Consider the following 13,224-nt stretch of genomic DNA (forward strand, 5'->3'; position numbering starts at 1 on the left):
AGCATTTACTACAGCTCTGCTTTCCTCCATAAGGTAGCTCTCCTGTTGAGGGTGATGGCTAGCTCACGGTTACGGTGATCTCTCGTTGGCGATAACGCTTGTTACGAGTATCATTTTGCGAGATGCATTCCAACTCACGTAGCTTGGACCAATACCGCTTTTTAAGGATTTTCATGAATAACAGTGAACAACTTTTCCTCAATGAGTTGGAGAAAAAACTCTGGAAGGCGGCAGACAAACTGCGCGCCAATATGGATGCCGCCAACTACAAACATGTGGTACTGGGGCTGCTTTTCCTTAAATATGTTTCGGATGCGTTTGACGCACGCCAAAAGGAGCTGCTCAAACTGTTTCGCGAACAAGGCAACCCGGACAATATCTATGCACTGCCGCGCGAGGATTACGGCTCTGATAAAGAATATCAGCAGGCACTGCTGGATGAGCTGGAAATAGAAGACTATTACCGCGAGAAGAATGTGTTTTGGGTGCCGAAGGCATCGCGCTGGGATACCTTAAAAAGCAAAGCGGCGCTGCCTATTGGCACGGAGCTGTGGCAAGATGCCGCCGGTAAGCCGGTGGTGCTGCGTTCGATCTCCTGGCTGGTTGACAATGCGCTGGAAGAGATCGAAAAAAGCAACCCGAAGCTGAAAAACATTCTTAACCGTATTGCCCAATACCAGCTAGGCAATGAGGTGCTGATTGGCCTGATCAACACTTTTTCCGATGCTAATTTCAACAGCCCGGAATATCACGGCGAGAAGCTGAAACTCAACAGCAAAGATCTGCTGGGGCACATTTACGAATACTTTCTTGGGCAGTTTGCGCTGGCTGAGGGTAAACAGGGCGGCCAATACTACACCCCAAAAAGCATCGTTACCCTGATTGTTGAAATGCTCGAACCATACCAAGGCCGGGTATACGATCCAGCGATGGGCTCGGGGGGCTTTTTTGTTTCCAGCGATCGTTTTATTGAGGAACACGCCGACGCGCAGCGCTACAACGCCACCGAACAGAAACGCAATATTTCAGTTTACGGCCAAGAATCTAACCCGACCACGTGGCGGCTGGCAGCCATGAATATGGCGATCCGTGGTATCGATTTTAACTTTGCTAAAAAGAACGCCGATACGCTGCTGGATGATCAGCACCCGGATCTGCGTGCGGATTTTGTGATGGCCAATCCACCGTTCAATATGAAGGAGTGGTGGAACGCTAAGTTGGAAAACGATGTGCGCTGGCAATATGGCACCCCACCGCAGGGCAACGCCAACTTTGCCTGGATGCAGCATATGATCCACCATATGGCGCCGAAAGGCTCGATGGCACTGTTGCTGGCTAACGGCTCGATGAGTTCTAACACCAATAACGAAGGGGAGATCCGCCGGGCGATTGTTGAGGCCGATCTGGTGGAGTGCATGGTGGCACTGCCGGGGCAGTTATTTACCAACACCCAAATTCCGGCCTGTATTTGGTTTCTCACTAAAGATAAATCTGGCAGCAACGGCAAGGCACACCGTAAAGGCGAGGTGCTGTTTATTGATGCGCGTCAGATGGGCTATATGAAAGACCGGGTACTGCGCGATTTTACCCAGCAAGATATTGCCACCATCGCGGATACTTTCCATGCCTGGCAGCGTGATCAAGGTTATCAAGATCAAGCTGGTTTCTGCTTTGCGGCCACACTGGCAGATATTAAGAAACATGATTATGTGCTCACCCCGGGGCGTTATGTTGGCGCTGCCGAGCAGGAGCAAGATAGCGAACCCTTCGCCGAGAAAATGGCACGGCTCACTGAACAACTAAAAGTGCAATTGGCCGAAAGCGCCGAGCTGGAAAAGCAGATTAAGGCTAATTTGGGGGGGCTGGGGTATGAGATTTAGAGTTCTGCTTTCTGATATTGCAGAAATAATTATGGGGCAATCACCTAAGAGTGATGATGTAAATAATTCAGGAGATGGCATCCCTCTTTTGAATGGACCAACGGAATTCAGTGAGCGTTATCCTAATCCAGTACAGTTTACTGAAAACGGTAAAAAATTTTCAGAAAGGGGAGATGTTCTATTTTGCGTTCGAGGCTCAACAACTGGACGAATGAACTATGCAGATAGAAAATACGCTATAGGAAGAGGTATTGGAGCAATAAGAGGGAAAAATGGATTTCCTACGCCATATATACGCGCTGTGATAGAAGAAAATTTAGAACTATTATTGAAGTCTGCTACAGGATCGACATTCCCAAATTTAAGTAGGGATGCTATCAGCAATTTTGAGGTGATGACTGTTGATAAAGATGTAGCTAGCTATATAAATAAACTGATTGTTGCGTTTGAAGATAAAACTTATCTCAACCACAAAATCAACCAAACCCTGGAACAAATGGCACAAGCGCTGTTTAAAAGCTGGTTTGTTGATTTTGAACCGGTTAAAGCCAAAATCGCCGCTCTGCAAGCAGGCGGCTCGCAAGAAGAGGCTTTACTCGCCGCCATGACCGCCATTTCTGGCAAAGATAGCACGGCGTTGGCGGAGTTTGCCGTTGAACAGCCGGAAAAATACGCTGAACTCAAAGCTACCGCAGCGTTATTCCCAGCAGCCATGCAGGAGAGTGAGTTGGGGGAGATTCCGGTGGGGTGGGAAATACAACGCATTGGAGATCTTCTTGAGTTAGTTTATGGTAAGGCCTTGAAGTCAACAAACCGTAGAGAAGGAACCATACCGGTTTATGGTTCTGGTGGTATTATTGGTTTTCACAATGAACCACTTGTTTCACATGGTTCGATTATAGTTGGACGCAAAGGTACGGTGGGTAGTTTGTACTGGGAAGACAACCCTTTTTTTGCTATTGATACAACTTATTACGTGCGGCCACTCACTGTCCCATTGACATATTGCTACTACGCAATGCAAACATTGAGGCTTGAGAATATGAACACTGATGCAGCTGTTCCAGGTCTTAATCGTGAGAATGTTTATCGACTTGAATTAGCTTGTCCAAGTGTATGCATTCTTGAAAAATTTGATGTGGAAGTTTTACTATTACGAAATGCTATAAGTGTTAACTCAAATTCTAGTAAAACTTTAATTAACCTCCGCGACACCCTACTCCCCAAACTGCTTTCGGGAGAGTTATCTTTCGTTAATCAATCAAATGAATTGGAGAGAAATTAATGTCAAAGTGGGATGATAAATATCAAGATTATATGATCTCATGGAATGAACTTGTTGAGTATTTAAATAGCCTGGATTCAATAAGCAATCCTGATATTTCGGAAGAGTTCGAACGCATCAAAAGAATTATTAATTATCTCGACGAGTTGCTGAAAATTATTGATCCCGAGCTCGTTAAATTTTCTTGCTGGGATGAATGGAAGGGCGTATGCAAGCAGATAAAAATTCAATTCAATCGCTATTCACATAATATGGCCTCTCGAGAAATACTTCAAGCAGGCCATTTGGTTGAACAACTATTATCTCAGATGCAAATATATAGCTTTACCGATTCTAAGTCTATAAGTAATATAAGAAAATCCACTACAACAGCAGTTAGGCAGTTAAAACAAAGCTATGAGCAAATGAATGGTGAGATTAATGAGATTAGAAAGGATCTTGTTGATAATAAAAAAAGAATGGATGATCTCTTGTCCGATATTATTTTAAATCAGCAGCAATCAAATAATTTCAAAAATGAAATTGAACAGTTTCACTCTATTAGCAATAAAAATAACCAAGCTATAACTGCGTGCTACAATGATGTTTTTTTGGGAGATGAGAATTCTCCGGGAATAAAACACTCTATTACGGAAGCTCATGAAAGTATCTTGAGAGGACGAGATCACATAAATTCTAATTTACGCGAGATTAACTCTAAGATAGATGAAATAAAGGAATTCCATGTCAAAATTTTTGGAAGTGGTGATAATAGCTCAGATGGTTTAGAGAAGAGTCTGGATTCTTTAAAAAAAGAACTAGAGAAATTTCAGGAGGTACAGAAAGAACGTTATCTTGCACTTAATCAACAAATAGAGTCTCTACTACCCGGAGCCACAGCAGCTGGTTTAGCTTCGGCTTATCATGAAATGAAGCATTCATTTGATCAGTCGATTAAAAAATCCAGTTGGCTTTTTTACTGTTCAATTATTATTTTTATTCTTGGATCAGTTTATTTATCAATTGACAGTATTGGTGGTGAATCATGGATTAAATTTGTCGCCTTGGAGGACTGGAGCGCAATTTTTAAACGAATGATCTATAAGCTACCTTTGTTTGGTGCGGTAGTTTGGTTAGCACTCTACGCCTTAAGAAGGCGCAGTGAAGCACAACGCCTTCAACAAGAATATGCCCATAAAGAGGCACTTGCCAAGTCTTACCACTCATATAAGCAACAGCTTGAAGAATTAGATTCCAGTGATACTGCAATGTTAAAAGACTTGATTAATAAAGCAATTGATTCAATTGCCTATAATGCAGCAAAGACATTAGACGGAAAGCACGGTGATCAACATCCTTCTGTTGAGTTACTCGAAAAGCTACTTGATAAAACGAATGAGAAACTGACTAGTCCTAAACGCCAATGATGTGAAATAAAAAAAGGGCACACAGAAATGACCGAAGATCAACTCGAACAGCAATGCCTCACCTGGTTTGCTGAAACCGGTTGGGAAGTTTGCCACGGCCCTGATATTGCGCCCGATGGCTGCAATCCGCAGCGCGGCTCTTACCATGATGTGTTCTTGCGTGCCATCTTGGCAAACAGCTTGCACAGCATTAATGCACACTTGCCCGTCGAGGTGTTCGAGCAGGTTATTGCCCAAGTGACGCGTGCGCAAAGCCCGGATGTGCTCATCAGTAACCAACACTTTCATCATCTGCTGCTGCAAGGGGTGCCGGTGCAATACAAACAGGGGGATCAGGTTATCCATGATCACGCCTTGTTGATCGACTTTAACCAACCGAGCAATAACCGCTTTATGGTGGTTAACCAGATGACACTGGTTGGTAGCAAACAACTGCGCCGACCTGATATTGTCTGCTTTATTAATGGATTACCAATCGCTGTTATTGAATTAAAAAGCCCTGCCGATGAGAGCGCCGATATCTGGGCGGCCTTCAACCAGTTACAAACCTATAAAAATGAATTGAGTGATTTGTTTATCTGCAATCAAGCCTTAGTGATCAGTGATGGTTACCATGCGCGTATTGGTTCCCTCACGGCAGATCAAGAGCGCTTTATGCCCTGGAAGACCCTTAGCCACCAGAATGATAAACCGCTGCTGGAGTGGCAATTGGAAACGGTGGTAAAAGGCTTCTTCAATCGTGAATTGCTGCTTGATTACCTGCATTACTTCATTTTGTTTGAACAGGGTGATAAACATCTGATCAAAAAAATCGCCGCTTATCACCAGTTTCATGCGGTGCGTGAAGCGGTACGTGCCACCATTGTCGCCACTACCGGTAAACACCTGGATTTGCACAGCGCTATTCTTCCTGGTGGAAAAAAAGCGGGGGTGATTTGGCATACGCAAGGCTCAGGCAAAAGCATCTCAATGTGCTGCTATGCGGGCAAACTGCTACAGCAACCAGAAATGGATAACCCCACTATCGTGGTGGTCACCGATCGTAATGATCTTGATGACCAACTGTTCACCACCTTCTGCCTGGCACAGGCACTGTTTAAACAGACACCCGAGCAGGCTGAGGATCGCGAAAAACTGCGTGAGCTACTCAATGCGCGTGAGTCTGGCGGTATTATTTTCACCACCGTGCAGCGCTTCACCTTGGAAAAAGAGGAGAAGATACACCCGGCACTCAATCTGCGCAGCAATATTGTGGTGATCTCCGATGAAGCACACCGCAGCCAGTATGGGCTAAAGGCTAAGCTAGAACGGAAAAGCGGCGAATATAAATACGGTTATGCCAAACATATGCGTAGCGCCTTGCCTAATGCCTGTTTTATCGGTTTCACCGGCACGCCCATCTCTGCCGAGGATAAAGATACGCGCGCGGTATTTGGTGATTATGTCTCGATTTACGATATTCAGGATGCGGTAGAAGATGGTGCCACCGTGCCGATCTACTACGAATCGCGCCTGGCTAAACTTGATCTTAACCATGAAGAGCTAGAGTCCCTTTCTGATCAGGTTGATCAACTGGTAGAAGACGAAGAGAGTGATCAGCAGGAGAAAACCAAGGGGGAGTGGAGCCGCCTGGAAAAACTGGTCGGTTCTACCCCACGCTTGCGTCAGGTCGCCGAAGATCTGATCCAACATTTTGAAGCACGTAACAACGCCATTGATGGCAAAGCCATGGTGGTAGCTATGAGCCGCGAGATCTGCGTGCGGCTGTATAACGCCTTGGTCGAACTGCGCCCAGAATGGCATAGCGATGATGTAGAACACGGCGCGATCAAAATCATCATGACCGGCTCTGCGGCAGATAAAGCAGCACTGCAACCGCATATTTACAATAGACAGACCAAAAAACGCCTTGAAGCGCGTTTTAAAGACGCCAGTGATCCGCTGAAAATCGTCATCGTGCGTGACATGTGGCTCACCGGATTTGATGCGCCTTGCTGCCATACCATGTATATCGACAAACCGATGCATAGCCACAACCTTATGCAGGCGATAGCACGGGTCAACCGGGTATTTAAAGATAAACCGGGTGGATTGGTGGTCGATTACATCGGTATTGCCAATGAACTCAAGCAGGCGCTAAAAACGTACACCGATTCACAAGGGAAGGGGCAAACTACCATCAACGCCCAAGAGGCGTTTGCGCTACTGCTGGAAAAGCTGGATATCATTCACGGCTTGTTTGCCAAAACCTCCAACTCAACGGGCTTTGACTATAGCGGCTTTGCCGCCGATCCCAGGCCACTGCTGCTAGGGGCGGCAAACCATATTTTGAGCCTACCTGAAGGTAAAAAGCGTTTTGCTGACACGGTGTTGGCAATGAGCAAAGCCTGGTCGCTGTGCAGCACGTTGGATGAAGCGGAACCGTTGCAACAAGAGATCGCTTTTTTGTGTGCGGTTAAAGCGGCCCTCACCAAACTGGGTTCTACCGATCACACACTGAGCGAAGCGGAAAAACACTCGGTACTGAGCCGTATTCTAGACAATGCCATCGTCGCCAATGGGGTCGATGATGTGTTCGCGCTGGCAGGCTTGGATAAGCCCAATATCGGCTTGTTGTCTGATGCGTTTTTGCAGGAAGTACGTGATATGCCCTATCGCAATCTGGCGGTGGAGTTACTGCAAAAACTGCTTAATGATGGCATTTATGCCCGCAGCAATAATAACGTGGTGCAGACTAAGAAGTACTCCGAACGGCTTCAGGCAGTGCTCAACCGCTACAACAGCCGGGCGATTGAGACTGCACAGGTGATTGAAGAGCTGATCCAGATGGCGAAAGAGTTCCAGGCGGCGATGTCACGCGATGAAGAACTGGGGCTGAACCCGGACGAAATCGCCTTCTATGATGCACTGGCAGAAAATGAAAGTGCGGTGCGTGAACTGGGTGATGAGGTACTCAGAAAACTGGCGATAGAGGTGACCGAACAGCTAAGAAAATCGACCACAGTAGATTGGCAGGTGCGCGAAAGTGTGCGTGCAGAGTTGCGTATACGTGTGCGTAATACCTTGCGTAAATATAAATATCCACCGGATAAAACACCTGGAGCGATAGAGTTGATACTGAAACAGGCCGAGGTAGTCTCAAACAGTTGGACGCAGTAATAGCGGGTAACGGGCTCATGCATCGACATGGCGCGAATTCAGATAGAAAGTATGTTCATGGTGATATTTTCATATATCACAATGAATTATGTTGGTGGCTATTATTCTATTTTTTGCTGTGAGAGATTTTTTTGCTTCTGAGATAAGCCATTCAATCACATCTAACGGGAGATCCTCTTCGTAACATGTCAGGAAGAATTGGTGGGTCACATCAGAATAGAAAACTTCAGCAAGTTGTCGAAGCGGAGATGTTCCCGCTTCAGACAACTCGAGATACATACCATCACGGTGAATGTCACTGCCGCGAGTCAGCATATATTTAATCTTGGCCATAATAGAGGTATCTCTATTGCTCGCATAAAGGATGCGGTAGTGCAGAAGTATAGTGAATTTGGCCACCTAATTAAAGGTGATATCCTTACCCCAACCTAAAATAGGTGACTTAGAGCCTATTTTCAGCCGCCATGAACGCCATTTTCTTCGTTCTGAGGATGGGGTGCCAAATGTCGTCACACTGCCACGGGATAACCTGCAAATTCAACTGATTTGAGAAGTCGGTGAAATGTGGTTATTTATCGGCACCTTCATCGAACGTGAGTATTACGTTGATATAGCATCAACTGATTGAATACATAACCGTCAGGGCCATAATTGGAAGGCAACACTTGATCGAAGAAGGATGCCCTCATCATTGCCCCTGAAATTACCTGGTTAGCAATGGTCAGGAGTAGATAAGACTGGTGCATCATTGAAATGCGCTAAAAACGTTAAAGGGGATATTAAATAATGAGATATGGCAGATTGGAGACATAAAAAAAGCCACCGTAAGGTAGCTTGATTTTTATTGATGGTGCCCGGACTCGGAATCGAACCAAGGACACGGGGATTTTCAATCCCCTGCTCTACCGACTGAGCTATCCGGGCAACGACGCGCATTAAACCCCATTTGCCGCAGGGCGTCAAACAGTTTTTGATTGCGATCTGGCTGAATGACTCATTTTTCATCAATAATGCACTGGGTTTTCAGCCGAATGTGATGAGCTGGTCGCATTGAAGCGAGCGTCTGTGTGGCTTAGGTGATGTGACGCAATGTTCTGTATGATGCCGTTTATTTGCCGCGAGGAGCGCTAACGACCTCTCTTTCCAGTGCCATATGAGTTGCTATTTTGTTCGCGTGTTGTCCGCGTACTGTGCTCGAAATCTTCAGTTTCTGTGTGTACGCTGCGTTTTTTTATCTGCAGCCAGTGTGCAAACGGCTGGGGTCAATGATACTTACTGGGATAGGTGCTAAATTTTCGGGGTGCGCAGAGTGCGGTTTTTTGCTACTTTGTTGTGCAAAGCGAGAAAAAATTTCTATGACATCACCAATATGCTAGATAAAACTGATCGAAAGTTGTTGCGTATGTTGCAGCAGGATTGCACGCAGTCACTACAGGTTTTGGCCGAAGCGGTTAACCTGACTTCAACGCCGTGCTGGAAAAGGCTGAAGCGACTTGAGGATGAAGGGTATATTCGTGGCCGAGTTGCGCTGTTGGATAATGAGAAACTGGGTCTGCGCTTAACCGCGTTTGTGCAGATCAAAACACAGCAACACAGCAGTGAGTGGTATCAGAAATTTGTTGATATTACTTCACAGATGCCGGAGGTGCTGGCGTTCTACCGGATGGCGGGAGAGTATGACTATTTGATGCAGGTTGAAGTGGCTGACATGAAGAGCTACGACAACTTTTACAAACGGCTGGTGACTGGGGTTTCCGGATTGATTGATGTGACTTCCAGTTTTGCAATGGAAAAAATCAAATACACTACCGCGTTGCCATTACCAGAGTAGTGAGCCAATTCAACCGCCATTATGGCCGGGGCCACCGAGAATTTCCCTTTTCGTTAAGCGGGTTGGAATAAACTGCGTGAGACTATTTACCCAAATTGGCTGGTATTTCCGCCGTGAGTGGCGTCGCTATGTTGGTGCGGTGCTGCTGTTAATCATCATTGCCATATTGCAGTTAGTGCCGCCCAAACTGGTCGGTGTGATTGTGGATGGTGTGAGCCGCCAACAGATGTCCGCTGAAACGTTGCTCTATTGGCTGGGCGTGATGGTTGCGATTGCGATTGTGGTCTATCTGTTGCGCTATGTGTGGCGGATTTTGCTGTTTGGCGCGTCTTACCAACTGGCGGTTGAGTTACGCAAAAATTTTTATCAGCAGCTCAGTCGGCAGAATCCTGGCTTTTATCAACGCCACCGTACCGGTGATTTAATGGCATTAACCACGAATGATGTCGATCGCGTGGTGTTTGCTGCCGGGGAGGGGGTGTTAACGCTGGTCGACTCACTGGTGATGGGGTTAGCGGTGCTGATGGTGATGAGCACACAGATCAGTTGGCAGTTAACGTTATTGGCGTTGATCCCGATGCCGGTGATGGCGGTGGCGATTAAGCGTCACGGTGAGCAGTTACATCAGCGCTTTAAGTACGCACAGGCTGCGTTTTCTGGCCTTAATGAGCGTGTGCAGCAGAGTCTGACTAATATTCGCATGATCAAAGCATTTGGTTTAGAGCAGCAGCAGTCACTGCTTTTTGCCGAGACCGCCAGACAAGCTGGTGTGAAGAATATGCACGTGGCACGTGTCGATGCGCGTTTTAATCCAACCATCTATATCGCGATTGCTGCCGCTAATTTATTGGCTATCGGTGGTGGTAGCTGGATGGTGATCAACCAACTGATGACATTGGGGCAATTGACCAGTTTTGTGATGTATCTGGGTTTGATGATTTGGCCGATGTTAGCACTGGCGTGGATGTTCAACATTGTTGAACGTGGTAGTGCGGCTTATAGCCGTATTTGTAATCTATTACAGGAAGCTGCCACAGTCACGGATGGCGATCAGCTGCTGCCAGCAGGGCGGGCTGATTTACAGATTAATATCAAAGCATTTTCCTATCCAGGAAGCGATCAGGTAGCGCTGCATGATGTGTCATGCCAATTGCCGCCTGGACAGATGCTTGGTTTGTGTGGGCCAACTGGGGCGGGCAAGTCAACACTGTTAGCGCTGATCCAGCGTCAGTTTGATATTGATCAGGGTGAGATCTGTTATCACGGGTTGCCATTGACGCGGCTAAAGCTGGAACAGTGGCGCGCGCGTTTATCGGTGGTCAGCCAAACACCGTTTCTATTTTCAGATACTGTGGCGAATAACATTGCGCTAGGTAAGCCGGATGCCAGTACTGAACAAATTGAGCAGGTAGCCCGGTTAGCGTGTATACATGAAGATATTCTGCATTTGCCACAGGGGTATCAGACCGAAGTGGGCGAGCGTGGAGTGATGTTGTCTGGTGGGCAAAAGCAGCGTATTGCGATTGCTAGGGCGCTGCTGTTGGATGCGGAAATCCTGATCCTCGATGATGCACTTTCTGCGGTTGATGGCCGTAGTGAATATCAAATTTTGCAAAACCTTAATGTATGGGCGCAACATCGTACCGTGATCATTAGCGCTCACCGTCTTTCGGCGTTGCAACAGGCTAATCACATTCTCGTTATGCAGCAGGGCAGTATCGCTCAGCGTGGTCAACATCAGCAGTTGATCAGTCAGCCAGGTTGGTATCGTGAGATGTACCGTTACCAGCAGTTGGAAGCGGCATTAAGTGATGTGCCCATCGTCCAGCAACAGGGGGGCAGATGAACGCTAAACCAGCCCTGTGGCCAACATTAAAACGCTTGCTTGCTTACGGTGCGCCTTATCGTCACTCGCTGATAGCGGCGGTGATTATGTTGTGGATTGCCGCAGCAGCCGAGGTGGCGGGGCCGTTTTTGATCAGTTACTTCATTGATAGTTACCTAACCCAAGGGAAACTACCGCTGTCGTGGGTGGCAGGATTGGCTCTGGTTTACATTTTGCTGCAATTGCTCGCGGCGCTATTGAGCTATTTTCAGACCGTGCTGTTTAGCCAGGCTGCGGTTGGGGTCGTGCAACGGTTGCGAAGCGATGTGATGTCTGCGGCATTGCGTCAGCCATTGCGTATTTTTGATACCCAACCAGTTGGTCAGCTTATTTCGCGTGTGACTAATGATACCGAAGTGATCAAAGATCTCTACGTCACGGTGGTGGCAACCGTACTGAAGAGCGTGGCGCTGATCAGTACTATGCTGGTGGCTATGTTTAGTTTGGATGTGCGCATGGCAACTATCGCTATCTGTATCTTCCCTGCCGTGTTGATTGTGATGGTGATTTACCAATATTACAGCACACCGATTGTGCGTCGCGTTCGTGGTTATTTGGCTGATATTAATGATGGCTTTAACGAGATTATTGGCGGGATGACGGTGATCCAGCAGTTTCGCCAGCAGCAACGTTTTGCCGAGCGAATCAGCCGGGTCAGTCAGGCCCACTATTCGGCGCGTATGCAGGCATTGCGCTTGGAGGGCGTGTTATTACGGCCACTGTTGAGCTTGTTTTCAGCACTGGTACTGTGTGGTTTGTTGATGCTATTTGGCTTTAGTGGCCAGGGGGCAATTGGTGTTGGCGTGTTATATGCCTTCATCAATTACCTTGGGCGGTTGAATGAGCCTTTGATCGAGTTAACCTCGCAGCAAGCGATTTTACAGCAAGCACTGGTGGCTGGAGAGCGAGTGTTCGAGCTGATGGATGCTGATTTGCAACCCTATGGTGATGATGATCGGCTATTGGCCAGTGGGCGGATTGATATTCGCGAACTGAGTTTTGCTTATCGTCATCAGAAGCAGGTGTTGCATAACATTTCATTGCAAGTACCCGCGCGTGGTTTTGTTGCATTGGTCGGCCATACTGGCAGCGGTAAAAGTACGTTAGCTAACTTATTGATGGGGTATTATCCACCGAATCAGGGTGAGATCGCGTTGGATGGCCGGTTACTGCCCACACTCACCCATTCAGTTTTGCGTCAGGGGATTGCGATGGTGCAACAAGATCCGGTGGTGATGGCGGAGTCTGTGCGGGAAAATGTGACACTGGGCCGCGCAATCAGTGAGCAAACTGTTTGGCAAGCGTTAGAAACGGTACAACTGGCGCAGTTGGTGCGAAGCTTTCCGGCTGGGCTCCAGACGTGTCTGAGTGAAGAGGGGCGATCGCTGTCGGTAGGGCAAAAGCAGTTGCTGGCATTGGCGCGTGTGTTGGTACAACCGCCGCAGATCCTGATCCTTGATGAGGCTACCGCTAACATTGACTCAGGAACAGAACAGGCGATCCAGCGCGCTTTGCAGGTGATCCGCCAACGCACCACCCTGGTGGTGATCGCTCACCGGCTATCGACCGTGGTCAGTGCGGATACGATATATGTGCTACATGCAGGCCAGATTGTCGAGCAGGGTGAACATCGTGAGCTATTGGCACAGCGCGGGCGTTATTATCAGATGTATCAGTTACAGTTGGTGAGTAAAGAGTTGCAGGCAGCCACAAGTTAGTGGGCTAAATTGTGGCTGCTATCGGAAAAACAGCGGGGCAGTCTTTTTCAACCCCGACAG

General features: G+C 47.3%; 8 protein-coding genes and 1 tRNA gene. 7 read left to right on the forward strand and 2 right to left on the reverse strand.

Translation table 11 applies throughout. The features are described from left to right. The first annotated feature begins 173 nt into the window (after positions 1–173). Genes EOJ37_RS02930 through EOJ37_RS02945 form a run of 4 tightly spaced genes read left to right on the forward strand, consistent with a single transcriptional unit; the run spans position 174 to position 7,730 of the window. Positions 174–1,880, forward strand: a complete 1,707-nt coding sequence (locus tag EOJ37_RS02930; protein ID WP_127957642.1) for a class I SAM-dependent DNA methyltransferase — start codon at positions 174–176, stop codon at positions 1,878–1,880. After that, positions 1,870–3,165: a restriction endonuclease subunit S gene (locus tag EOJ37_RS02935; protein ID WP_127957643.1), complete on the forward strand. Its 1,296-nt coding sequence runs from the start codon at positions 1,870–1,872 to the stop codon at positions 3,163–3,165. Before EOJ37_RS02930 ends, EOJ37_RS02935 begins: the two co-directional genes overlap by 11 nt. Further along, positions 3,165–4,571 carry a coiled-coil domain-containing protein gene (locus EOJ37_RS02940; RefSeq protein ID WP_127957645.1) on the forward strand — a complete coding sequence of 469 codons (1,407 nt, stop codon included), beginning with the start codon at positions 3,165–3,167 and terminating at the stop codon, positions 4,569–4,571. The genes EOJ37_RS02935 and EOJ37_RS02940 overlap by 1 nt, the downstream gene beginning before the upstream one ends. 27 nt (positions 4,572–4,598) lie before the next feature. Next, positions 4,599–7,730, forward strand: a complete 3,132-nt coding sequence (locus EOJ37_RS02945; RefSeq protein WP_127957647.1) for a type I restriction endonuclease subunit R — start codon at positions 4,599–4,601, stop codon at positions 7,728–7,730. A 69-nt stretch (positions 7,731–7,799) separates the two neighbouring features. Here EOJ37_RS02945 and EOJ37_RS02950 read toward each other — a convergent pair whose 3' ends face one another. Further along, complete coding sequence (locus EOJ37_RS02950) at positions 7,800–8,063, reverse strand: hypothetical protein (RefSeq protein ID WP_127957649.1); 264 nt, start codon at positions 8,061–8,063, stop codon at positions 7,800–7,802. A gap of 515 nt (positions 8,064–8,578) precedes the next feature. Further along, a tRNA-Phe gene (locus tag EOJ37_RS02955) sits at positions 8,579–8,654 on the reverse strand. Between the two features lie 445 nt (positions 8,655–9,099). On the opposite strand from EOJ37_RS02955, the gene EOJ37_RS02960 reads away from it, so the two are divergent. The 3 genes from EOJ37_RS02960 (at position 9,100) to EOJ37_RS02970 (ending at position 13,164) form a co-directional block, all read left to right on the forward strand. Continuing rightward, positions 9,100–9,561: an Lrp/AsnC family transcriptional regulator gene (locus tag EOJ37_RS02960; protein ID WP_127957943.1), complete on the forward strand. Its 462-nt coding sequence runs from the start codon at positions 9,100–9,102 to the stop codon at positions 9,559–9,561. A 76-nt stretch (positions 9,562–9,637) separates the two neighbouring features. Beyond that, a complete protein-coding gene (locus EOJ37_RS02965) occupies positions 9,638–11,407 on the forward strand; it encodes a SmdA family multidrug ABC transporter permease/ATP-binding protein (RefSeq protein WP_127957652.1) in 1,770 nt (589 codons plus the stop codon). Further along, on the forward strand, positions 11,404–13,164 hold the full coding sequence (locus EOJ37_RS02970) for a SmdB family multidrug efflux ABC transporter permease/ATP-binding protein (RefSeq protein WP_127957654.1): 1,761 nt from the start codon (positions 11,404–11,406) through the stop codon (positions 13,162–13,164). Before EOJ37_RS02965 ends, EOJ37_RS02970 begins: the two co-directional genes overlap by 4 nt. The last annotated feature ends 60 nt before the right edge of the window (positions 13,165–13,224 follow it).

Origin of the sequence: Serratia microhaemolytica, assembly GCF_004011885.1 — a bacterium.
GTDB lineage: Bacteria > Pseudomonadota > Gammaproteobacteria > Enterobacterales > Enterobacteriaceae > Serratia_G > Serratia_G microhaemolytica.